This is a genomic window from Acidobacteriota bacterium, assembly GCA_016715115.1.
GTDB lineage: Bacteria > Acidobacteriota > Blastocatellia > Pyrinomonadales > Pyrinomonadaceae > JAFDVJ01.
Window position 1 is genome coordinate 805667 of record JADKBM010000004.1, and the last position, 25212, is coordinate 830878.

The window sequence follows — 25212 nt, forward strand, 5'->3', positions numbered from 1 at the left end:
ATAGATGGTGATTTATGGCTTTTGAAAAGTACTCGTTCAGCTTGTTGTTTATTGCTCTATTTGTGGCAGTTGCGCTCACGGGACGGGTGAGCGGTCAGGGTGATCGCATTGATCGCATCAACATCGTGTTCACCGAGAATGGGAATCCGAAACAAATCGAGGGATTGAGGGTTGAGATATTGTCGCCCTCAAGAAATGAAGTTCTCTACGATCTGGAAACAAGTGACGATATCGTGACGGTTGCTCCAGATCTTAAGTCAATCGAGAAATTTGATGTGCGATTGACTTTTGATCGGTTTCGACTCATTTTACCGAATCTGAATGTGAAGCATTTTGACAATAGGCGGATTATTGACATCAGAAACAGAGTACCCAAATCAGAGCGGCGTTCAAGGGAAATGAAGAAACTGGGATGCGATGACCTGCGCGTTTTCAGAGTCGATTTCAATCCCAAGAATACCGAGGGGTTTTGGTGGCTTGTTACAGGGTGCGAACAATCCCGCTGACGTCCGCACGAAGCAACCAGAATCCGCTCGTTCTCAATCAAAGCTATGTGTATGACTCACTGAACAGACTGCTCAGTGCCGAAGAGACCGCCGGCGGAACGTCGGCGTGGAAGCAGACTTACTTGTTCGACCGCTACGGCAATCGCCGGTTTGATCAGGCGAATACTAGTTTTCCGGCGTCGTTCTCGAATTCGGCGGTTTCGAATCCGACGATCAACACTTCCGACAATCGGTTTACTCGCGGCCAGGGTTACACATACGACGCCGCGGGGAACATCTTGACCGACGCCGAGGGGCGGAGTTTTTATTACGACGCTGAGAACAAGCAGAAAGAAGTGAAAAACGCTTCGAACCAGACGATCGGGCTGTACTATTTCGACGGCGACGGGCGAAGGGTGAAGAAAGTGACGGCGACGGAAACCGTGATCTTCGTTTTCGATGCGGCCGGAAAACTCGTCGCGGAATACTCGACAAACCTCAGCCAGACGCCGCAGGTGCAGTATCTGACGAACGATCACCTCGGCACGCCCCGCATCAACACCAACGAAAACGGCACGGTGGTTTCACGGACAGACTACATGCCCTACGGCGAAGAGATCATCGGCCTCGGCGGCAGATCGACTACTGACCAATACGTCACCGACGACGTCCGCCAGGGCTTCACCGGCTATCTCAACGACGAAGAAACCGGCCTCGATTACGCCCAGGCTCGAATGTACAAGAAGGAATTGGGAAGGTTTACGGGCGCGGATCAAATCTTTCTCGAAATGGGTCGCCGAAGCTTTCCACAGAGTTTCAACCTCTTTTCATACGTTCGCAACAACCCGCTGTCGTTCTCGGATTCTACAGGACTAGACGTCTTAGTGAGTTGCAAAACGAACGGTAAGACAAAAGCCGAGGTTTCAAGTCAACAAGCGGCATGTGAGTCTGGTACGAGCACGAATCTGAACAACCGGAAAAGCGCGCAGTTCAAAGTAGTTGTCAAGGACGGGCGGCTTGCGATTGTCGGTAGTGTTGATCGAGCTACGCTGAGCGACCGTGAGAAAAAACTATATGACACGATCACAGACAGTGGCCCCGGTAGTGTCAGATCAACGTTAAATGTTTTTGCTACCTCGGATTCGATCACATTTGGCAGGTATGATGGGCCTGGGGCAAACTCAGTAGACCTTAGTGATCTTGAGGTTTTCAACAAAACCGGTGACAAGTCGATCTCAGGTGAGGTAATTGCTCACGAAATCATTGAAGGTACAATAAGCGCATCCACATTGGTTGATGAAGGTGAACTTAATGGTAAGTCGATGAGTGACGCAGTGTACGAGAGAGCACACAAGCAGGCCGACAAATTCTTTGGGGGCGCAATTATTCGGGCGGACCCCGTTCCGGACGGAGCCTCGGTCCAAAGCAGGGAGGTAACTTATAATTTCAGTATACTTAATGTTGATGTCCGGGTTAATAAGACGTTTGATGTTAAACAACCGGCGGCGAGTGTAAACCGACCCTTTGAGAAACTCCCTGGCAAGATCGACCGAGCGACTATTGTTCCTAAGAGTAACTGATTGAAGGAGAATCAAGCATGTACTTAATAAGACTGGCTATCATATTGACATTTGTTTGCTTGGCCGTCGTTTCGATTTCGGCTCAGGTAGATGAGTCCCGTAAGACAGAGGGTGAAATCGTTGCTTGGTTGAAAACCTCACGCTGTGCCGGATGTATCAACGCATTTTCGACCGCAACAACCGTAGAGTTCTGGATTGTCCGAATCAACGCTGAAGCGGACGCTAAAACAATGACGCAAGAATTTATCCTTGTCCAGTATCGAATAATGTCCCGTGGACTTCTCGATTCGGAACTGGATTCCCGACTCATGTTGAATCTTCAAACTGCGGACAAGGAGGAGACTGACTGCAGCGGTGATGTAATCTACAAAAAGGGGAAACGATACTTTCGTCGACCGGTTACTGAAGCTGATTATGTACTGACCAAGAACGGCAAGAATGCGGATATCAAGGACTTTCGGAGCATGCCATGTTTCGTTGTGACTGACGTTCCGGAAGTTTTGGATCGCCCGCGTTAATGAAGGCGGGATCCAAGACAAGAACAGAACAAAGGCGAGACAGAAGCCAGAACCAACGCACAACGGAGTTACGAAAATCACCTCGATAAGATGGCCAATTCGAAGGACCCCAAAGTCAGGGCACGCGGCGTCAAACTGAAGGCTGATTACGAAAGACTCAAGAACGATCACTCGGTGACGTTTCACGTTCGCAATGAATCGGCTGACGACAATGGCGGCGAACTCTCTTACGAAGGCCAGAAAGGCCATTTGTACATCAACATAAAAGGCGACAGTTCTGCATTCGGTTCGCTGACACTGATTCAAAAGCTTGCGCATGAGTTCAAACACGGGAATCAGTTTCTGGACGGCGAGTTAGGATTCTTCAAAACGAAGAACGGCAAATGGACGGCATTTGCAAATGACTTGCATGACGAATCTGAGGCAATGATCGCCGGTTTTGAAGCCGATCCGATTTCTGCGACTCAAACAACCAATACTAATAACAATAAAGCGAATAATGTTTCGTTTATGAATGCACTGGACGAGGCGGTGCCGAAAGGCCAAAAGGCGGTCATCGAAGTGATGAAAACCAACGGCGGTTCGCCGTACACGAAATACAACACGACGCGTGGGCGTATGACGAACATCCCAAACTCGGAGGATTACTATTATGTTGTTCCGAAGACCAAATAGAATGGTCAGCATTCTCGTGCCAGCTTTCTTGTTATTCAGTTCGCCATTATGTTCTTATGCGCAGAACGAACGGGATTCGGTTACGTTTTTGGAGAGGTTAGCATCGACGATCCAGGCGAAGTCTATGCTAGTCGACTCGTGGGGGCGAAAATCGAGTTACGTCGTGGTAAGGAAACATTGATCGTTCAATCAAACAAAGCGGGGTTGCTTGACGAAGCGTTACCCAAGGGAACATACCGTCTCATTAGAGTCTTTTCAGCGGATGGGCAGGAATTGGAATTTGTACCCGATCAACGCCGAAAATTTGTAATCAAAGTAGGCAAGCAAGAGATGTTTCACATCAATGTAAAGCCGTTCGAACTTAAATCGGGTGGATGTCCGAGAATGCCGGTCAAGAAGATCGCTTACACAAACAATCAGGTCACGGAAACAACCGTCTTCGTCTGCGACGCATCTTCACGATTGGTGGCCGAATACTCGACAATCCTGAACGAAACCCCGCAGGTGGCATATCTGACCAACGACCACCTCGGCAGCCCAAGGATCAACACCAACGAAAACCTTCTCTTTCCCCCGCAATCATCAAGCGTCCAAGATAATTGCGAAACAGTTGATAATCAAGATACAAGCCGTGGGCGTGAGCCCACGGACGACGCGGAGAGATTCCCGAGCCGCAGAGCGGCGGCAGATCTCGACAATCCGCAAGTCAGACGCGTATTTGATCTCGGTATGTTGGAGAAAGAAGATTGAGGTCAGCGCTCAACCGCCGATTCCGAAATTCCAGATCCGAGTTCCAAGAGTTCCAAGATGGCCGGTGCCGCCGCTCTGCGGCTCGGGAGTCTTTTTCGCGTCATCCGTGGGCTCACGCCCACGGCTAAAATTTGCCGCCGCTCTGCGGCTGGTCGGGGCGGCGAAAATCATCGACCGAGACGACCGTGTTCGTCTATGGTGGAAGCGGAACGCTTGTGGCGGAATACACGGCCCAATCCCAAATGTGTGGGCTCGTCGCGTCAGCGACGATTGACTCAGCCGTCGCTGATGCGACGAGATACGAATCAACGAGATCCCGTGGGTTGAAACCCACGTCTAAATTCAGGGCATCGCTACGCGATTCGGATCCTCGCCTGTCAATCTGCGTTAATTTTTGACCCCTTTACAGGCGTTAGTTTTTGACCCCCCTTTAGTCATTGTTGTCCTTCAGCCGGTAGCTTTCGCCCCGGATGTTGATCACCGTCGAGCGGTGGAGCAGGCGGTCGGGGGCCGCGCTCGCCATCACGCGTCTTCCGCGAAGACCTCGCCGCAGGCTGAGAAGGCCTTGTTGCTCGCTATTATGTCTGGGTTCGAAAGGGACGATAAATCGCGGCCTTGGGCAATTTTATTTACTTCACGACACCGCGGCTCGAGCTCTCTATAAATTCGACCAGATAATCCACTTCCGGACAATCCCTGATCTCGTCGCGAATGCGTTCGACGGCTTGGGTCGTGTTGAGTTTCGATGACAACAAGAGGTGATACGCGCGGTGGAGCTTTTCGATCGTCTCCTTCGAATATCCGCGGCGCTTCATTCCGATGCGGTTCAACCCGTAGCATTTCGCGTGGTTGCCCTGCGAGATCGCAAACGGCAGCGCGTCTTTGACGACGACAGAATAGCCGCCGACAAACGCCTCCCGGCCGATACGGCAAAATTGATGGACGCCCGAATATGCGCCGACGTTGGCGCGGTCGGCGATCTCGACGTGGCCGGCGAGCGTCGCGGCGTTCGCCATAATAACGTCGTTGCCGATCTGGCAATCGTGCGCGACGTGCGCCTGCGCCATCAGCAGATTGTCGTCGCCGATGCGTGTGATGCCGCCGCCGCCGGCGGTGCCTCGATGGATCGTAACGAATTCGCGGATGTGGTTACGTTTCCCGACCTCGGTCGAGGTTGGCTCGCCCTTGTACTTGAGGTCCTGGGGCGCATGGCCGATCGAAACGAAGGGAAAAACGCGGGTCTCGTCGCCGATCGAAGTTTTGCCGTCGACAACCACGTGGGATTCGAGATGAACCGAGCGGCCGAGCGTGACTTCACCGCCGATGGTGCAAAACGGTCCGATTCGACAATCGTCACCAATGACGGCGTCCGGCGCAACGATGGCGGTCGGATGAATGAATGAACTCATTTAATTTTGGGCGTTGTCGTCGCTTGCCGACTCGACCTCGGCCGACATCGCGGCCTCGTCCCCGAATGGATCGGCCGTTTCGGCCGTCGACGTCTGCGGATTTCTGAGAATGAGCCAGATAAAGACCAGGACGATGATCAGCGAAAAAAGGCTCCAAGCCGCGCCGGCAGCGATCGAGGCCAAAAAGCCGATGATCGCGAGCTTCTTCTTCCCTTTGTACCAACCGAGTCCGAGGGGAATCAGTCCGAGGACGAAACCGACGCCGAGGCCGATCATTATCATCTGAAAATATGTGACTTCGTATCTTTGCATAATGCCCTCTACTCTTTCGGCCGGTCGGCGATGATGCACATTATCTCCGCTTCGGCCGTGATCTGATCGTCGACACGCGTGATCCCCCGCATTTTTTGAACCTTTGAACCGGTCCGAAGCGCGATGACCTCGATCGTCAAAGTGTCTCCGGGAACAACGGGACGCCGGAACTTGGCGCTTTCGATGCCGCTGAAGAACGGGATCTTGCTTTCGCGGTCTTCAAACTCGCGCAACGCGAGGATCGCGCCGACCTGGGCCATCGCTTCGATCTGCAGAACTCCGGGCATCACCGGGGCGCCCGGAAAATGTCCCTGAAAGAACTGCTCGTTGAACGTCACCTGCTTGATACCGACGATCCGGACACGCGGTTCGAGTTCGATGATCCTGTCGACGAGAAGAAACGGATATCGATGCGGAAGTATCTTCTGTATGGCTTGCGAATCAAGAATGGTCATAGTCTTGTTTTGTGTAATTTAACACAATCGCAATGAAAAATCAGAAGCCGACAAAATCGTGCCGGCTTCTGATGAGTACTCGTAAATTCGTGACCCGATTACTTCGGTGTCGTGACCGCGGCCGTCGCCGGGCGCGCGTTGTAGAACAAGATGAAGTCATCGGTGACGTTCACTTTGTCGTTGTACCCGAGCAAAATGCCGCCCTGAAGGAGTTTCGCGCCATCGAGGATCACGGCATAGCCCTTGGCCTTCGCATACTCGTTCAACGCTTTAAGAATGTCGTCCTCGATCGGACCGATAACGATTTCCGCACGACTCTGGGAAGCGAATTTCAGATCTTCGTCCTTCTTCTTGATGTCGCGTTCCATCTGACTAAAGGCGTCTTGTTTCTTCTTGATCTCAAGATCGGAAATAGGAACCGGTTTGCGCTGATCGATAAGATCCTTCAAACCCTGAAGTTCTTTTCCGAGGGCTTCATATTTCGCCACCATCGTCTTCAATTCATCGGTGGCCGGTTTGAATTCAACTTCGAGAGCGTTCTGCGCGGCAACATACTTCTTGATACCTTTTGCCGGGTCACCAAACGCACCCCAAGCGATCAACCCGATCTTGTCTCCGCCGGTCATCGGGGTCTGCGCCGGAACCGATACTGCTAAAAATGCCGCAAAGACCAAACTGACGGCGAATACGCTAAATCTTTTCATCTTGTTTTTATTGATACTCCTTAAACGTTAAAAAACGGTTTGTTCGAACTAATCCTTTTGAAACCAAATCTCGTAATTATGTTGCCCGCTTTACTACTTTTTGAGAAACGCAATAGTAAGTTAAGCGGCAAATCTTGTCAACGCACTAGAACGTTCGGCCGACCGTGAAGCGGAAACCGCTTCGCTTGCCGGGCAAGAACAGGTTCGGCAGTTCCTCACGCAATCCGATCTTGGCGCTCGGATTGTAGTAATAGATCAACCTGAACGGGACGTTGACCACCGGAACCTGAACCCGAAACTCGAGTCCGACGCTCGAACGGAAGTCGCCGATCTTGCTGAACGCCGCATCGTCGACGCGAACGAGCGAATTTGTCTGCGCCTCGCCGCGGAAAAACACCGGCCGGATATCGCGCGAACTACTGGTCGGACAACCGAACGGGTTGATGAAACAGTACTGCCGAAACTCAGTTGTCGTCAGCAGACGTCCGTTGATCAGGAACAAATTGCTGAAATTATTCACGTTCGGGACGTTTCGCGCGGCCAAACCGGTGACGACTCCCGCGCCGAGGAACGCTTCGTCCCCGAGGAAATTACTGTCAATTCGCTGCGTTCCCGACTTGCGCAGGTTGAACACCGATCCGATGTCCGCAAAAACCGCCATACTCGCCGGGCCGAAGATCGGAATGCGATACTCGAAATTGCCCAGAATCTGGGTGTCGCCGCCGATGAAACGATACGAATTCGTATAAAGCGCCGGATTCGCTCCGCTCGGACCGGTCAGCGTGCCGAGACTGATCAATTCGGCAAGCGTCGAATCCGCAAGTCCCGGAACGTTGGCGACCGTCCCGCTCGACGCTGTCGCGACCGAAATATTGCGGGTCGAAACATATGTGTCGAACGGTGCGATCGGACCGATCGAACGCGTGTTGTAACCGCGGACATCGTATTCGCTGCCGAGGAAATAGCGCTCGTAGATCGGAACACCGCCGACAAAGGAAAGTGAATTCGCGTTGCGGATCTTGCTCGTCGTCGCAAAACTGCCGATCGTGCCGGCGATGATGCGGAAACCGAAAACTTCCGGATTCTTCGACTTCTTGCGCCGAACCGGCATGAACGAGGTGTACGAGATACTCGGCTGATAGGTTCGAACGTCGCCGCCGAGACCCGAGAACGCGAACGATGCCGAGATCTGCGAACCGCGCAGGGTATCGATACCGTTTTCCGCCGGCTGGCGCGAGTCGTACACGAAACTGCCGGTCACCCGGCTCGTCATAATGTTCGGTTGCGAGTAGATGACCGGAATCGCCGTCGCGACATTGCCCAACTGGTTCACCGCCGGCTCTTTGATCGTCGTCGCCGAAAACTGATAGGTCAACCCGACGCGTGAAAACTGGGTGAACTTGCGCTTTTTGAAGAACAGCTCCGACAGAGGCGCGGTCGCGAAAACCGACGCGCCGTAGGTCGATTGCGTAAACAGGTTGGATTCGCTGGTCGTCACCGTGCTGTACGGATTCGTCACAATGTCGTTCAAAAGATCGGTGTTCTGGGTCAGAAACGTTCCTTCACCGAAAAACTTGTAGCGTGTCGCAAAGAGCGTGAACCCGACCGAGATCGGACGATCCTTGAAGTACGGCTCCTGGAACGTCAGCTGAAGGCTCTGCTGACGGTTGCCGAGCCCGAACTGGAACGAAACGTTCTCACCGCGCCCGAGCAAGTTGTTGGTCGAATACTCGAGTCCGAAGAACGAACCGCCGATCCCTGAGATGCCGCCGTTGAGCGATACCTGTTGCCGGCCCTTTTCGCGAACCTTGACGACAAGATCGACCTCGCCTTCCTCTTCGTCGGTTCGAATCTCGACATCCTGATCCTTGTCGATCGGATCGAAATAACCCGTCTGATTGAGACGAATGACCGAGGTTTCAAGGTAGATCTGATTGTAGATGTCGCCTTCGTTGATCAGAACCTCGCGGCGCAGGATCTTGTCGCGTGTGAACGTATTGCCGGTAAACTCAAGCCGGCGCAGACGAAACTGCTTGCCCTCGTCGATCGAGATCGTAATATCGACGATGCCTTCGGCAGGATTCGCGCTGTTGTCTTTGAACTCCGGACTGAAATCCGCGTCATAGAGCACGAAACCCTGTGAGCCGTAAACCTTTTTCAGATTCTCATAAACCGCTTCCTGCAGCCGTTTACCATCGGCGATCTCGCCTTTTTGAAGTCCGACGTAACCCAGGATCTGCTGTTCGGAAAAGATCGAGTTTCCTTCGACCTTGAGTTCGCCGACGCGAAAGGCGCGGCCTTCGTTGACCGGAACGATGATCTTCAGCGTGTCATCCTTCGATGTCACGAGCGGAAGCGGAAAAAGCTTCAGGATCGGAAATCCCGTTCGTTTGTAACCGAGCCCCTCGACCTGCGGTTCGCCGATACGCGCCTGAAAGTAACCCTTCGACCACATATAAGCAAGGACGTTCTTGCGCAGGTCGTACTGAAGTTTGCGCAGGTCGAGAATGTCCTGACCTTTGAACCGCGAGATAAGTCCGGTCTTGCGGACCAACTGGAGTTGGCCGCGAAGCTCGCCGTCCTTGAAGATGGAATTGCCCTCAAACTCGATCTGAATGATGCGCGAACGGTTTCCTTGATCGACCTCGAAGAAGACGGCCGTCGACGTCGCCGAAACCTCTTCCTCGCGAATCGTCACTTTTGCGTTCGGATAACCCTTTCCGGCAAGCAGTTCGCGGATCACGCGGATGCCTTTCTGAGCGTTGACCGGATTGTAGATCGCTTCTTTCGAAATTCCGACGCGCTGTTCGCGGAAGGCTTTGAGAATTTCGGACTCGGGTACGGCCTTGATGCCCTCAAACTGCAGATCACGAATGATCGGAAGTTCAGCGACCTCGAAAATAACGTTCACGCCGCCGCGAACCCCTTCTTCGGTCAGGACACGCGTCTTGACCTTGTCGAAAAAGTTCAGCGAAAGAAGCTCGCGCAAGTCGCGCTCAAGCTGTGCCTGGTTGAAAACATCGCCCGGACGGGTCTTGATGTAATAAAGCAAGTCATCATCCTTCAAACGGCGGTTGCCCTGAATGTCGACCGATTCAACCAGTTGCTGCTGGGCGGGCGCGGAGGTTTTCGGAGCCTCATTCGTCTTGTCGTTCGTCCCGGCGTAACAAGTTAACGCCATTAGCGTCGAAGTCAACAAGATCAGCCCAAAAGCTCGTAGAATCTGCATAAAACCGAATTTCCTTATTATTGCAAGTTGCGGCCTCTGCCGAAAAATCCTGACTTTTTTGCCCAAACTTCAAACAAAAAGCGATCGATTTTTCAAAAAGTAACGAAGGCGTTTATTGTTGGGTTGATACGCCGTTTTTGATTCAGACAAACATAGCAGGGTTGCCTGTCCGCGTTAACTCCAACAAATCTTAGAATTATACAGACAAAAGCCCGAAACTAAAAAGTGCCAACGGCTTTAAGAGCCGTTCGCGGAATTTTAGCAGGATCTAAAGCTGCGTTGCCCGCCGATTGAGCGATGCCGGGGCCGGGGCCTTTCCGGATTTGCACATGCGATGAACGGTTGCCGGATGATCGCAGCTTAAGACCGCGACCAATGGGAACGGGACGGTTTCGTTCAACTACGACAATCGCAACCGACTACTCAATACCACCGACGTTTTCGGACACACGGTCGGCTACAACCACGTTTACAGTTCGACGGTAGACCGGCTTGAATTGATTCTCGACGGATCGGTCCAAGCGCAGTATAATTTTGACGATGCCGGACGTTTGACGAACATTGTCAGTCCAGCTGATTCGACAACGATCGGGTTCACTTACGACAATGCGAACCGGCCGGAAACGAGGACTTTTCCGAACGGCGTCACCACAACTTACACGTTCGACAATATGAGCCGGCTGAGGCGGCTGAAGGATACAAGCCAGACGGCGACGCTCTTTGACAGACAGTACGAATACAACAACGCAAGCCAGATCGAAAGCGTAACCGAACCGGGCAAGATCCGGAATTTCACTTACGATTTCGTCAATCGGCTGACGGGAATGACGAGTCCGACGGAACCGGCCGAAACCTATGATTTCGATAAGGTCGGCAACCGGACAAGCTCGCACCGGAGCGCGAACTACGGTTATGAGTCAGGCCAGTTCAATCGGGTAAGCTCAACCGATACAGCCGGTTACGTATACGATCAAAACGGCAATATCCGGATGAAGGCTGAGGGCAAAGAGCTCTGGCGCTATCAGTGGGATTTCGACAACCGGCTGGTTTCGGCATCGACCAGAAAGCAGACGGTGCGTTACAAATACGACGCTCTCGGACGCAGAATCCAGCGCTTCATCGTCGGCGGGAAGGAGAACACGAAGTTCATCCACGACGGCGCGGATGTCATCGCCGACGACAATTCGGGAACGCTGACGAAATACATCAACGGCCCGGGCGTCGACAACAAACTCCGGATTCAGACCGGCGGCGACGTCAGGTATTTCATCGCCGATCATCTCGGGTCAACAAACGCGCTGACTGACAGTTCCGGAAACGTCACGTCGGCGGCGTCGTATGATTCATTCGGCAACGCCACCGGCAACCTCGCGACCCGATACCGGTTCACCGGCCGCGAGTACGACGATTTCACGGGGCTTCATTACTACCGTGCGCGCTGGTACGATTCGAACCTCGGCAGATTTATTTCCGAAGACCCGATCGGATTTGCGGGCGGGGACGTGAATCTGTTTGGGTATGTTTGGAACCAGCCATTGAAGTATCGAGATCCCGTTGGAACAACCGGCGAAGAAGTCGCCATCGCGAGTGGTGCCGTTTTGCTTGCCGGCGAAGGTAGCGGAATCGTCGCACTTTTGGCGGCGGCGGCACCTCCTGTGGCAATTGCGGTCGGTGGCGCCGCATTGATCTACGGTGCAACATATGTGGGTGAATACACGGCCAATCACCCGTCCAATCCGTTTGTCAATGGACCGCTCAACCCTTTCGGGAGCCCGCGTCCCGTTGCACCGCCAGTAGGGACGACACCATTTCCGATCACACCGCCGATTGCTCCGACGACTATTCCCGGGCAAAGGTGCGAGCCGAAACCGCGATCAACGCCAATCGACCTCATCCGCCCGATCCCGTGGCCCCAAGATCCACCGAATGATCGGGATGGATGCGCCGAGGAAATTTCCTCTTGTGTTCAACTTTGTTCCAAAGCAGAATCTGACCCCAACATGCGAAACATTTGGGGTGGAAGCAACAGGGCTTGTCTAGAAGGCTGCATCTCTGAACGCTGCAAAAAAGGACTGAAATTTTAGGTTCTGTCGAAATACAATTCATTATGATTACAACTGACGAAATCGATGAGCTATTGCTTTCGAGAATCACAAGTGACTGGCGAAAAGCAGCCTTCGTTGTCGGCTTTGCAATGCTGGACGTTCCTGCCGAGTTGCGCACGAGCTTAGACGACCTGTATTTTGCAAATCGACTTACTTCATTGGCAGGTAAGGGTATGGTGGAACTATCCGGCGATCCGCTAGATGTTCGAAATTGCGAAGTCAGACTCGTGAGGTAGGTTCGGCCCGAAGCGTTCGGAAATTCGACAGACGCGTTGACGAATGCTTCCGGTGCCGTCACATCATCGGCTTCGTATGATTCCTTCGGCAACGCGACCGGGAATCTCGCGACGAGATACAAATTCACCGGCCGCGAGCACGATGATTTCACCGGATTCCACTACTACCGGGCCCGCTGGTACGACGGCAATCTCGGCCGATTCATCTCCGAAGACCCGATCGGCTTCGCCGGCGGCGATGTCAATTTGTATGGGTATGTCGGAAACGGGCCACTGAGCGCGACGGATCCGTCAGGATTGATCGATCCGAGCGTCTATCAGGATCCGACGATGTACAGCAGCGGAGGATTCGCGAATCCGGCTGAATTCGCCGACGGCCTTGATAACGGGCTTGATGGAGTTGAACAGTCAATCGGATTTGATCCGATCATCGGCTACATGCCGATCCCGGTCTACAATGAAGGCATTCGGATACAGCCTGTGACGGCACTCGGCGTCGCCCGGGGACGACATGCTCCGCGTCGGTCGCGGACTCGGACAGGCGCTTTATTGTGAAGACATCGACGGCTGGCAGCGCGCGGTCAACGTCGCTGAGGATGTCACGCGAGGGAGCGCATTGTTCGCCACCCTCGCCGGACCGGTCGCGGGTAAAGGTGGTGGACGCGCATCACCCAAAAGCGGTGGGCCAACTCCGGGCGTTCACGGAAATTCTGCAAACAGCCTTCGACCCACCTGGGGCTACAAGCTGTATGATGATCAAGGCAATTTCTTGAAGAACGGGATTACATCAAACCCGATTCCCGAATCAAGATATCCAAAGTGGTATATGGGAAACAAGAAGATGATTATCGAGGATCAATTCCCGAATCGGCGTTCTGCGCTCGATTGGGAAAGGGGTGAAAATATGACGAATCCGGGTCCTCTGAATCGAGAAAGATATCTCAAAAGGTGAAGTTATGGGAGAAAACGTGAATATTCTCGGTTGTTTTGTTTCCTCCAACAGAAAAGACGAAATGGCACCGAACTTTGATTTGTACATCTGGGGCGACAAAGGTATTTCCAAGCGATTAAATGTCTTGATTAATGAGACTTACGGAATCGATGTGAAGCTGATCCTCCTCCAGTTCTATGTAAATCCGATCCCGTATCTTCGGCAGCATCTGAAAGAGATCGAAGGCTATCGAAGAAACGAGAAATCCATCGGAATTCCGATAATCGTCAACGATGAGAACTTCTTCAGCAAGTCGGAAACCGAACGGTTCGAATTTCTTAAAGTGTCCATACTTCAAAAACTCGATCTTTTGGCGGAAGTTGTAAGGAAAAAGAAGCTCGACACAAATATCGAATTGTTGAAGGCGGATGTTGAAAAGGTTTTGGGTTAGCCGTTTGGAATTGCCGGAACTTCAGACATAATTCTTGCTGGATTGTTTCCCTGAGCGTAGCGCGAATGGAAACGAGACGAGTTCTACGGTCTCTGAAAGGGACAAAGGCAATAGCGTCGGGAGCATCACGACGGCAGGATTTCAGAAGATGATTTGGAGTCCCTGAAAGGGACGCAGGAGTACAAACTGCTGTCCTGCGTCCCCTTCAGGGACGGCGAACGGTTAGCGATGATTTCGTCGGGATTCTCCCGACGCTATTGCCTGCGAGCCTTTCAGGCTCAGCAAACTGACGACAATTCGGGAACGCTGACGAAATACCTGAACGGCCCCGGAATCGACAACAAGCTCCGGATGCAGACCGGAAGCGATGTCAGGTATTTCATCGCCGATCATCTCGGGTCAACCAACGCGCTGACTGACAGTTCCGGAAACGTCACGTCATCGGCGTCGTGCGATTCATTCGGCAACGCAACCGGCAATCTCGCGACCCGGTACAAATTCACCGGCCGCGAGTACGACGATTTCACCGGACTCCACTGCTACCGGGCCCGCTGGTACGATTCGAATCTCGGCCGATTCATCTCCGAAGACCCAATCGGATTCGCCGGCGGTGATGTTAATTTGTATGGGTATGTCGGAAACGGTACGTGGACGTTCTACGTCAATACGAGTTGATTCCTCCGAAGGGTTCAGCAAATATTCAAGGCGGCAGGTACTTGTTCCCAGGTCCTGAGCAGAACGTGAACAAATGTCGCTGTTGTGCAATGCCATTGGGAAATTGTCCAAAATCCGAAATTTCCAAAGTCACAAATCCGAAATCTCAGTAGGCGATATTATTTTCGGCCCGTTCAGGATCGTGTAACCGGACGCATAGCTTGCCGGCGCTACCGGACATCATGACGCCCTTGGGGTTATTGCCCAACCCAAGGTATATCGGGGAGATCTATTGAAATGCGCTATCTGGATTCATCCGCGCCTCAGATTGCAGCCCGACGCGAGCGATGGGTTTTCCTATTGTGACGCCGACAGGCCGACGTCGGCGCCGAGGGTTTCTTCGAGCGCCAGCGAGCGGAAGACGAGCCGGTCGTCTTCGCGGAGAACCTCAACGATACTTCCATCGGCAAGGTCGCCCTGGATCAGAGCTTCCGACAATTCATCCTCGACATATTTCTGAAGCGCACGCTTCAGCGGACGGGCTCCGTAACTGCGGTCAGCGCAGGTCTTATCGATAAGCCATTGCTTCGCCTCCGAACTCAACCTGATCCGTAGCGCGCGGTTTTCCAGCATTTGATTGAGTTTCTCGAGCTGCAGTTCGACGATCTCAAACAGATTCTCGTCGCTCAGTTCATCAAAGGTGATGATCTCGTCGAGCCGATTGATGAATTCCGGCGCAAACGTCCGCTTGACCTCGCTCATCACCTGCTCTTCCATTTTCTCGCGCGACGATTCGCCGCCGGTCTGGAATCCGAGGGTCGTACGCTTCTGGATGAAACGCGCGCCGATGTTCGACGTCATTATGAAGATCGCATTCTTGCAGTCGACCGTCTGCCCGAGCGCGTCGGTCAAAACGCCGTCCTCGAATACCTGCAGCAGCAGATTGAAAAGGTCGGGGTGCGCCTTTTCGATCTCGTCGAACAGAACGACCGAATACGGCGCGCGCCGGAGTTTTTCGGTCAGTTGTCCGCCTTCCTCGTGGCCGACGTATCCCGGAGGCGAACCGATGAATTTCGCAACCGCGTGCTTCTCCATAAATTCGCTCATATCGAAACGGACAAGAGCGCGTTCGGATCCGAAAAGAAATTCCGCGAGCGACCGCGCGACTTCGGTTTTGCCGACGCCGGTCGGACCGAGAAAAAGGAACGAACCGACAGGTTTGTTCGGATTCTTGAGTCCGGCGCGCGAACGCCTGATCGCCCGTGCCAAAGCTGTTATCGCCGGGCGCTGCGAAACGATGCGTTTGTGGAGTTCACTTTCGATCGCCAGCAACTTTTTCGCCTCTTCCTGTTTGATCGACGTCAGCGGGATTCCGGTCCATCGCGCGATGACTGCTTCAACGTCGTCTTTCGTTACCTCTACCGCGAAGAACGAATCCTCGAGATTCTTGAGTTCGTAAGAGATCAGCTGTTCCTCGTTCGCCGTTACGCGTTTCCAATTTTCGACAGCTTCCTTCCAGGACGGCTCGCCTTCCTGCTCATAACGCAACTTCGCCCGCGCGCCGGCCTCGTCAAGGACGTCGATCGCCTTGTCCGGCAGGAAACGGTCGGGAATGTAACGGTTCGATTGATAGACCGCCGCCGACAGCGCATCTTTTGAATAGCGGATCTGATGGAAGCTCTCGTAGCGTTCGACGATTCCCTCGATGATCCTGAGCGCGTCTTCCTCGTTCGGCGGCAGAACCTTGACCGCTTGAAAACGACGCTCCAGCGCCTTGTCCTTTTCAATCGATTTGCGGTACTCGGACGGCGTCGTTGCGCCGATGCACTGGACTTCCCCGCGCGAGAGCGAGGGCTTCAAAATATTCGCCGCGTCGAGCGTGCCTTCGGCCGAACCGGCGCCGACGAGCGTGTGGAGTTCGTCGATGAAAACGATGTACTGCCGGTTGTCGCGCAGTTCGCCCATGATCTTCTTGAGCCGTTCTTCAAACTGGCCGCGGTATTTCGTGCCGGCGACGATCAGCGACAGATCGAGCGAGAGGATGCGTTTGTCTTCGAGGAACGTCGGGACGCGGCGTTCGACGATGCGTTGCGCGAGTCCTTCGATGATCGCCGTTTTGCCGACTCCGGCTTCGCCGATCAAAACCGGATTGTTCTTTGTACGTCGGCAGAGAATCTCGATCAGGCGTTCGATCTCGGATTCACGCCCGATCAGCGGATCGAGCTTGCCCTGCGCCGCATCGTCCGTCAGATCGCGTGTAAATTCCTGCAAATGAGGCGTTTCCGATTTCTCTTTCGGGGTCGCGCCGAACGTGGAGACACCGCTTTGCCGTCCCACCTCGTCGCGCGCGTCCTGCAGCCGCAGACCGTTTTCGTAAAGGATCTCGGCCGCGATCGAACGCTCTTCGCGAAGAATACCGAGCAGAAGGTGTTCGGGGCCGATGTGCCGGTTCTGCAGCCGGCGGCTCTCTTCTGAAGCGAAGGCAAGGATCTTTTTCGTTTCGCCCGCGAGGTGCAGTTCCGCGGATTGCGGGATCCGTTCGCGCAACACGATCCGTTCCTCGACCTCGCGGCGGACCGCTTCGACCGTCAGATTGTTCCGAAACGGAAAAAATCTGGCGCTCAAGGTCTTATCCTCGCGCATCAGTCCGAGCAGAATATGCTCGGGCGAAATGACCTGCGAGCCGTATTGCAATGCCTCATAGCGGGCAAAAAAGATGACCCGACGGGCTTTCTCCGTGTAGCGTTCAAACATATAAAGATGGCCGTAACTTTAGCGTGCCTAAAGTCTGGACCTTTGGTCTGAATATTTCAAGTATTTAATTTTCCGAGACTTGCCTAAATATAGTTTGAAAGGGAAAGAAAATCCACAATAAATTTCCGGAAAACCTCAGTGAGCGCGGAGATTGTCGGCCGGCGTGACCCGACCGGCGCGCATGGCCGGAAAAAGACTCGCGACGAGAACGGCGAGGAACGCGCAAACGATTATAAACACTATACTTATCGCGTTCGGATGAAACGGGACGTAGTTCAGCGAATAGACTTCGGCGGAGATACTGACAAGCCGAAAATAGTTGCCCAAGGCGCATGCCGCGAGTCCGAGAAGCGTTCCGGCGACGATTCCGACGACGCCGAGCAACGCTCCTTCGATAAGGAAAACGGCGATCAGACTTCGCGAACTCGCGCCGCACGCTCGCAAGACGCCGATGTCGAAGCGCCGCTCGTTGACAAGCAGCGCGAGGGTCGTCGTCACATTCAGCGCCGCGATCAGGAAGATCAATGCGATGATCGCCGCGATGACTCGTCGCTCAAGACTCAGCGCCGCAAAAAGCGGCCGATTCGATTCCTGCCAATCGCTGACCCTGAAACCGCTTCCGAGCGCGGCCCGCACGGTCGCCGACGTTTCCGGGGACTTGTAAATGTCGTTAAGTTTCAGATTCAGGGTCCGCGGAGTGAAGTACATTTCCCGATTGAGCGCCGCGAATTTTTCCCGCGGAACGTCGATCCGGGTCGCGTCGAAATCCTGCAGGCCAGTCTCGAGAATTCCGTCGACGGTGATTCGAACCGGCGATTGATTGCCGAGCGTCACGACCTCTATCTTTTCGCCGGGGACCACGCCGAGACGTTCCGCAAGCTGCTTTCCGACCAGAACCCGGTCGCCGCCGACAGCGCTGAGGAGCGCATAACTCGTTGCAGATTCGAAGCTTACAACTGAGTGTTCAAGCGCTGCGGTTTCCACTTCGGCGACATTTTCGAGATTCTTCAGGCGCTTCGAAAGCAGTGCCGAATCCGTGATCGGTCCGGCGTTTGCGGCCGTCACCGAAATATGCGCCGAGTTGGCGAGGATCTTGTCGCGCATTTCATCCGCAAAGCCGCGCGAGAGCGCATCGGCCGCGACCAGGCTCGCGACGCCGGCTGCGATCCCGGCGACCGCCGCCGCGGCGGTGAACCGGGCCAGAGTTTTTTTTCTCGCCAGCAGATAACGCAGCGCGAGTTTGAGCTCAAACCGCATCACGCAATTGTAAATGCTATCCGGCGAATCAACCACTCAAGATCAAAAATCCTGTATCATTCGCGGCAATGTGCCGAGTTCGCGAGGACTGCCGGCTCCCGCACTTCGATTTCGGGCAACGGATGTTCATCCGTTCCGACCGCCGATCTGCCGCAATGTCCTGTTCGCCAAACACTCGCGATTTCGCTAAAATCGAGTCTATTCAGCGATTCGCACCTTGCGAAGTTTTTCAATTATGCCGTTTGCAAAAATAGACGACGCCGTCGCCGACATCCGGGCGGGCAAGATGATCATCATCGTCGATGACGAAGATCGCGAAAACGAGGGCGATCTCGTCTGCGCGGCCGAACTCGTGACCCCGGAGATCATCAACTTTATGGCGGTTCACGGCCGCGGGTTGATCTGTCTTCCTTTGACCGAAGAACGCTGCGACTTTCTCCAGCTCGCGCCCCAGACCGCTGAGAACACTTCAGGGTTCGGAACCGCGTTTACGGTTTCGATCGAAGCGAAGGAAGGAGTGACGACGGGGATTTCCGCAGCCGACCGCGCGCGGACGATCCTGACCGCGGTCGATCCGACGTCAACCGCCGCTGATCTTGCGCGGCCGGGACACGTCTTTCCGCTTCGCGCGCGCCGCGGCGGAGTTCTCGTGCGTGTCGGCCAAACCGAAGCGAGCGTCGATGTCGCGCGCATCGCCGGGCTCAACCCGTCGGCCGTGATCTGCGAGATAATGAATGACGACGGTACAATGGCGCGCCTCCCCGAACTCGAACGGTTTGCCGCCAAATTCGACCTGAAAGTAATCTCGGTCGCCGATCTCGTCCGTTATCGAATTCAGAAAGAGACGCTTGTCCGAAAGGTGATCGAAAGTGACCTGCCGACAAGTTACGGACTCTTTCGCGCGTCGATCTACGAAAACGTCGTCAACGGCGAAACACACCTCGCGCTCGCAATGGGCGACATTTCGAAGACAACCGATCCGGTTTTAGTTCGCGTCCAAACCGAGAACATTACTTTTGCAATGTTCGGATCGCGCCTCGGCGAAGCGGCCGAAGCGATCAACGCTGCACTCAAAAACATCGCCGCCGCCGGCACCGGCGTGATATTGTATCTCCGCCAGAACGAACACAACCTCGACCTGATCCATCAGCTTAAGACGTATGCGCTGATGCAGGAACGGGCGATCGATCTTCAGACGGCACGGCGCGAATCCGGTTACGGAAACGTTCGGGATTACGGCATCGGCGCACAGATCTTGAAGGATCTGGGCCTGAGCCGCATTCGGCTTCTAACGAATCACCCCCCGCGGATCAACGCCATCGAAGGTTTCGACCTTGAGATCGTCGAAACGGTTTCTTTTGGATAGGCATTTCAGATGTCCGAGGACGAACAGGTAAAAAAAGAACTGACCAAGCGCCGCAGATTTTTCTCGCGCCGGTCACTTTTGCGCCTTCTCGCCGTCGTCGTCGTCTCGCTCGCCGTGTTCTTCATCGTTCTCGCGATCCTTTATAAGACCGGAGCGACCGACGGGTATATCCGAGGTGAATTCGCCGCAAAAATGGATCGAATGGGAATCGGCTTCGACGCCGGCTCGTTTCACGTTTCGGCATCGCCGCTCGAACTCGAACTTAAAGACGCGGTCTTCACGAACAAATCGACCGGCGAAAAACTCTTCGCCATCCGCGACGGACGCATTGCCCTGACGGTCAAGAACCTCTACGACATCAGTCTCAACCGCGACATCAACGTCGATTCGACCGACCTCAAAGGCGCCGAGATCTGGATCGATTTCGACGAGAACGGACGTTCGAACTTCTCCGGTGTTCGGGTCGTCGAAGAACAGAACCGGCTTAATTTCATTTACACTTCGACAAGGCTTTCGCTCAAGGATTCAGTCGCGCATTTCGGCGATAAATCGCGCACGATCAGCGGCGACGCGAAGAATCTGTCAATCTCGCTCGAACCCGAAAATGCGGTTGCGAGCGATGTCGAAATGCGCTACAAATTTGACGTTTCGTCGTCCGAATCGAACTTCACCTACGATTCGCACAAACTCGAACCGGTCGATATTCGCGCTCAGGGAATCGTTTCGGCAAAGGGCGCGGACATCACCGGATTAAGGATAAAGACGCCGGTCGGCGAGTCGGTATTGAAAGGTCAAGTCACCGACTGGGCCACGCTGAAGTATGATCTCGAAATCGAATCGACCGTCGATCTGACCCAAACCTCGGCGACGTTCGAATTTCCGACTCCGGTCAAGGGAATCGGCAATTTCAAGGGAAGGGTCACGGGCGAAGGCGAGAACTACAAGGTTGAAGGCGAGGTTTTCAGCGAATCGCTCGCCGCGTCCAACATTTACTTGAAGGGGCTGAGCGTCAACGCGATCGTCAGCGGCAAGGACTCGGTTTACGAGGCGAACGGCAAAGCGATCGCACAGATGTTGACATTTGAGGATTTCAAGATCGACGCGCCGATGCTTTCGGGAATGATCCGCGGAACCGGAACGGACTTTCGGTGGCTCGGCGAACTGAACGCCGCCGCCGCCAAAACTCCGATCGGCACGCTCGGCGCGCTGTTCATTTCCGACGCGGTCGCCGAATACAAAGAAGAACAACTTAAAGCGAATCTCGGCAAGATCCGCTTCGACAGTTTCAAATTTGAGGATGTCGATATCCGCGACGTTCGATCCGGAAATGTCACGGTCGTTTCAAAGAACGGCGTCACCGACGTCAGTGTCCCGCAGGCGACAGCCGCTCGGGTCAAGACCAATGACATCGATCTCGACCGCGTGACGGCAAAGAACGTTCGCGTCAAGGATCGTCCGCAGGACGTTGTGATCGACGCCGAGAACGCGCGCGCCGAATCAGGCGCGACCAAAGACTCGAAGCTCAAGAACATCACCGCGGGTTCGATCAAGGTCAAACACCGCAACGGCGTGACCGACGTCATCGCCAAAAACGCGTCGGCCGAAAGGGTCGAGGCGAACGGCGCCCGCATTTCGGATGTTGTCGCCGGCGATCTCACCGTCCGCGAAACGCGCGATCTGATGACGGTCTATTCCGACAAGCTTCGCGTCGCGAAGATCGAGACCGACGCGGCCGTTCTCGGCAGCTTGAACATCGCGGGCGTCCGTCTGTCGATCCGCGAAGGCGTCATCGAGGGAACTACGGGCGACATCGACGCCGGCGACGTCAAACTCGCTAAATCGAAAGAACTTCCGGACGGCGGGACACTTCAGAATGTGAAGATCGTCAAACCGGTCTTCGTTCTCGAACCGTCGGGCCGCTATCGCGCGACGGCCGATATGAGTCTCGGCGGCGGCGTTGTCGGAAGCGTCAATCTCGGCGCCGCGCGCGCGTCGGTCAACGCCTCGAGCGACCAGTTTGAGCTGACGAATCTGAAGGCGGATGTGATGAACGGTAGACTCGATGGCAGCGCGATCATCGCTTACGACTCGCGCCGCCGTTCGAGCGTTCGCGGAAACTTCACCGAACTTGACCTGTCAAAACTTCTGGCGCTTCAAGGCGGACGCATCGTTCCGCTCGAAGGGAGCACGACCGGCGCGGTCGATCTCAGCTTCGACGGCACGGATTTCAAAACCGCCGACGGCAGGATCAACGCCGACATCACCGCCAACGCTGGAACCTCGAACGAAGGATTCGTTCCGGTCAGCGGACGGGTTGAGACGACGGCGACCCGCGGCGTTTTCCGTCTCGACGTGGCGCGCCTGCAAACGGAAAAAACCGAGTTCAGCGCAAACGGCGACCTCGACATCAACGGCAGTTCTTCGAATCTGCATCTGGCGCTCGCCTCGACCGACGCGAAGGAGATCGAGAGGATCTTTCGCGTCCTCGATCTGGCGCCCGATTTTGAAAAGACGATCGATGAATATAAGGCCGAAGCCGCCGGAAATCTGACGTTTGACGGAACACTCACCGGCAGCATTTCCGAACCAAACATCAACGGCCGCGCGATGCTTGACTCGATCTCGCTTCGCGGACGCGTCCTCGGCTCTCTCTCAACAACGCTCGCAGTCAATGCCGTCGAAACCCGTTTGACGGACGGTCTGCTCCGCGAGTCCGACGGCGGAAAGCTCGAATTTTCGGCTGAGATACCAACTGCCGGCAAGAACAACATCGCGGTCCGCGCAAAACTTGACAAGGTCGATACGGGGAATATCCTCGCGGCCTTTCCGATCGATCTGCCGGAGACTTTCCGGGGCTTGCAGGCGGATACCTCAGGCGATCTGGATCTGCGCGGACTGCCCGACGAAATGCTCGGCGAGGCGAATCTTTCGGCCGAAGGCGGTTCCCTCGGCGGCCAGACGTTCGACAAGTTGAACACGCGGCTGACGTTTGCGGGAACGCTCGTCAAGCTCGAACGGTTCAACGCCGCATTCGGTGACGGAAGTTTGAACGCCGCCGGAACCTACCGCACGGACTCGACGGCGTTTGACTTCACGGTTGACGGCAAAAGCATCGAATTCGCGCGGGTCAGCCCGTTCATTCCGGGAAACAAGAGTCTTCCGGAAATTGTCGGGATAGTCTCACTGAATGGCCGCACGACCGGCAACGCGAATGACTCGACGACGTACGACGTCAACTTCAACGGTTCCGGCACGAATGTCGCGATCAACGGCAACGCGCTCGGCGAGGTCGCGTTCAGCGGAAGAACCGAAAACCGGGTTCTGAACGCGAATCTGACCGCGAAATTTGAGGGACAGGAACAGGTGATCGCCGCGGTCCTAAACTTCGCCGATCCGAATCTTCCGCTTCGCGCCGAAACTAATTTCAACAATTCCGAACTCGCGCCGTTCATCTCACTCGTGCGTCAGCCTTCCCCGAATCTTACCTTGACGGGCCGGGCGACGGGAACGGTCGTGGTCGAGGGCAACGTCTCGAAGGTTTTGAACGGTGAAAGAACGTTTACGGCCGACGATCTGAAGGGGGTCGCGAACTTCAGCCAGTTCGATCTGCAGATCAATCAAACACCTCTTAATTCGATCGAGCCGATCGCCATCCGGTTCAATTCGCGCGAAGTGGTGGTCAACAACGCGAAATTCGCGGGCGGCGGTTCGAACGTCGTGGTCAGCGGCACGAAAGCGCTCCGCGATGACGGCATCAACAACTTTTCGGTCGACGGGCGGGTCAACCTGAGCATCTTGAACATCGCTTCGAAGAACGCTTTCTTCGCCGGTCTCTCGGACGTCAGCATTCGGCTCACCGGCCCGAATCTGACGGCGCGTCTGAACGGCACCGCCGACCTCCAAAGCGCTTCGGCGGCGGTGTTTGTCGGATCGGAGCGAATCACTTTCGAGCGCATCAAAGGGCGTGCGATTTTTACCTCGAATCAGGTGCAGGTCAACGAACTCAACGGATTCCTGGGCGGCGGAAAGTTTACCGCGTCGGGCGGCGCGTTTCTCGGCGACAAACTCAACCTCGAAGCGTTTCGGCTTGCGCTCCGCGGCTTTGACGTGACATTGCCGCTGCCGAAGAATTTCTCGACGACCGGCGATGCCGAGATCGAGGTCAACGGCCGGCGGATCGGCGATCAGCTTTCAAGCATCATTTCGGGACGCATCAATGCGAAACGCAGTTTGTATTCCCGCGACATCGACCTCGCGGATGTCATCGGCGGCCGCCGCGAAGGCTCGATCTCGCAGACTGACGGAAGTTCAAGCCTTGGAGATGTTCGACTCGATCTGATCATCGAAGGGCGCGATGCGCTTGTCGTCCGCAACAACCTTGCCGATCTGACGGCTTCGCTGGCGCTGCGCGTAACGGGCGATCTGGATTATCCGCAGGTCGCCGGCCGGATCACCGCGGGAGCCGGAATGCTGTTCTATCGCAACGACCGTTACGAGATCCGCCGCAGCGAACTTGTCTTTCCGCCGAACACGGACGGTATCGACCCGATCATCAACCTGCAGGCGGAAACCGAGATCAACGGGTATCAGATCTTTTTGAATCTGGACGGCAAGTTGACGGACGCCGAGAACCTGACGGCAACGGTGCGTTCGAATCCGGCGTTGCCACAGCCGGACGTGATCTCGCTGATCACGACCGGCAGTCTTTCGAACACGGAGACCGGAATTCCGACGCTCGCGCAGACCGGGATCAAGACGGCGGCCGAGATTTTGACCGATGAGATCATCAACAAGCCGGTCACGCGCGCGACCGACAAACTGTTCGGACTAAACAAGTTTCAGCTCGACCCGATCCTCTCGGGACAGCGCCTCAACCCGACCGCGCGACTCACGGTCGGCCGCCAGATCAACCGCAATCTGCTCGTAACTTACTCGACGAACCTGTCGGAGGATCAGAATCAGGTCCTCGCGCTTGAATATCGTGTCTCGAACCGACTCTCGTTCGTCGCCCAATATGAGCAACGCTCGCTGAGCAACGTCACGCGCAACAAGGACAGCTTCAGTTTTGAGATCAGATTTAGAAAGAGATTCTAAGGATTTGGGAATTGCGATTTGCGATTTGCGATTTGCGATTTGCGATTTGCGATTTGGGAAGAAGTCCGCGGATCACTGAAACCGCAAACCGGTCAAATTCGCAAATCCCACATCCCAAATCCCACATCCCAAATCCCAAATCCCAAATCCCAAATCCCACATCCCACATCCCACATCCCACATAAATCCCAAATCCCACATCCCACATCCCACATCCCACATCCCAAATCCCACATCCCACATCCCA

The 25212-nt window shown here is 54.7% G+C and carries 19 protein-coding genes; 12 read left to right on the forward strand and 7 right to left on the reverse strand.

Annotated features, from left to right (window positions below; genetic code table 11):
• Positions 1-14 precede the first annotated feature (14 nt).
• The 5 genes from IPN69_05745 to IPN69_05765 all read left to right on the forward strand — a co-directional run bounded on the left by IPN69_05745 (position 15) and on the right by IPN69_05765 (position 4008).
• Entirely contained in the window at positions 15-506 is a 492-nt protein-coding gene (locus tag IPN69_05745) for a hypothetical protein (protein ID MBK8810222.1), read from the forward strand.
• 278 nt (positions 507-784) lie between these two features.
• A complete protein-coding gene (locus tag IPN69_05750) occupies positions 785-2065 on the forward strand; it encodes a hypothetical protein (GenBank protein MBK8810223.1) in 1281 nt (426 codons plus the stop codon).
• A 17-nt stretch (positions 2066-2082) separates the two neighbouring features.
• A complete protein-coding gene (locus tag IPN69_05755; GenBank protein ID MBK8810224.1) occupies positions 2083-2583 on the forward strand; it encodes a hypothetical protein in 501 nt (166 codons plus the stop codon).
• Between the two features lie 90 nt (positions 2584-2673).
• Entirely contained in the window at positions 2674-3258 is a 585-nt protein-coding gene (locus tag IPN69_05760) for a hypothetical protein (protein MBK8810225.1), read from the forward strand.
• A 177-nt stretch (positions 3259-3435) separates the two neighbouring features.
• Positions 3436-4008, forward strand: coding sequence for a hypothetical protein (locus tag IPN69_05765; protein ID MBK8810226.1), 573 nt, complete (start codon positions 3436-3438; stop codon positions 4006-4008).
• A 629-nt stretch (positions 4009-4637) separates the two neighbouring features.
• Here the strand turns inward: IPN69_05765 and lpxA are convergent.
• The 5 genes from lpxA to bamA form a co-directional block, all read right to left on the reverse strand.
• A complete protein-coding gene (gene lpxA / locus IPN69_05770) occupies positions 4638-5417 on the reverse strand; it encodes an acyl-ACP--UDP-N-acetylglucosamine O-acyltransferase (protein MBK8810227.1) in 780 nt (259 codons plus the stop codon).
• Positions 5418-5729 (reverse strand): hypothetical protein, encoded by a 312-nt coding sequence (locus IPN69_05775; protein ID MBK8810228.1) that lies wholly within the window; start codon positions 5727-5729, stop codon positions 5418-5420. It abuts the gene before it with no gap.
• An 8-nt stretch (positions 5730-5737) separates the two neighbouring features.
• Entirely contained in the window at positions 5738-6184 is a 447-nt protein-coding gene (fabZ, locus tag IPN69_05780) for a 3-hydroxyacyl-ACP dehydratase FabZ (GenBank protein MBK8810229.1), read from the reverse strand.
• Positions 6185-6282: 98 nt separating this feature from the next.
• Positions 6283-6888: an OmpH family outer membrane protein gene (locus IPN69_05785; GenBank protein MBK8810230.1), complete on the reverse strand. Its 606-nt coding sequence runs from the start codon at positions 6886-6888 to the stop codon at positions 6283-6285.
• Positions 6889-7033: 145 nt separating this feature from the next.
• Positions 7034-10117, reverse strand: a complete 3084-nt coding sequence (gene bamA / locus IPN69_05790) for an outer membrane protein assembly factor BamA (protein ID MBK8810231.1) — start codon at positions 10115-10117, stop codon at positions 7034-7036.
• A gap of 497 nt (positions 10118-10614) precedes the next feature.
• On the opposite strand from bamA, the gene IPN69_05795 reads away from it, so the two are divergent.
• The 5 genes from IPN69_05795 (at position 10615) to IPN69_05815 (ending at position 14515) form a co-directional block, all read left to right on the forward strand.
• Positions 10615-12201 carry an RHS domain-containing protein gene (locus tag IPN69_05795; protein MBK8810232.1) on the forward strand — a complete coding sequence of 529 codons (1587 nt, stop codon included), beginning with the start codon at positions 10615-10617 and terminating at the stop codon, positions 12199-12201.
• A gap of 23 nt (positions 12202-12224) precedes the next feature.
• Complete coding sequence (locus tag IPN69_05800) at positions 12225-12458, forward strand: hypothetical protein (protein MBK8810233.1); 234 nt, start codon at positions 12225-12227, stop codon at positions 12456-12458.
• Between the two features lie 36 nt (positions 12459-12494).
• Positions 12495-13013, forward strand: a complete 519-nt coding sequence (locus IPN69_05805) for an RHS repeat-associated core domain-containing protein (GenBank protein ID MBK8810234.1) — start codon at positions 12495-12497, stop codon at positions 13011-13013.
• Between the two features lie 458 nt (positions 13014-13471).
• Entirely contained in the window at positions 13472-13840 is a 369-nt protein-coding gene (locus IPN69_05810; GenBank protein MBK8810235.1) for a hypothetical protein, read from the forward strand.
• A gap of 228 nt (positions 13841-14068) precedes the next feature.
• On the forward strand, positions 14069-14515 hold the full coding sequence (locus IPN69_05815) for a hypothetical protein (GenBank protein ID MBK8810236.1): 447 nt from the start codon (positions 14069-14071) through the stop codon (positions 14513-14515).
• Between the two features lie 336 nt (positions 14516-14851).
• Here IPN69_05815 and IPN69_05820 read toward each other — a convergent pair whose 3' ends face one another.
• Entirely contained in the window at positions 14852-17248 is a 2397-nt protein-coding gene (locus IPN69_05820) for an ATP-dependent Clp protease ATP-binding subunit (GenBank protein ID MBK8810237.1), read from the reverse strand.
• 135 nt (positions 17249-17383) lie between these two features.
• Positions 17384-18505 (reverse strand): ABC transporter permease, encoded by a 1122-nt coding sequence (locus IPN69_05825; protein ID MBK8810238.1) that lies wholly within the window; start codon positions 18503-18505, stop codon positions 17384-17386.
• A gap of 235 nt (positions 18506-18740) precedes the next feature.
• On the opposite strand from IPN69_05825, the gene ribB reads away from it, so the two are divergent.
• Positions 18741-19871 (forward strand): 3,4-dihydroxy-2-butanone-4-phosphate synthase, encoded by a 1131-nt coding sequence (gene ribB / locus IPN69_05830; protein MBK8810239.1) that lies wholly within the window; start codon positions 18741-18743, stop codon positions 19869-19871.
• A 9-nt stretch (positions 19872-19880) separates the two neighbouring features.
• Positions 19881-24965, forward strand: coding sequence for a translocation/assembly module TamB domain-containing protein (locus IPN69_05835; GenBank protein MBK8810240.1), 5085 nt, complete (start codon positions 19881-19883; stop codon positions 24963-24965).
• Positions 24966-25212 lie beyond the last annotated feature (247 nt).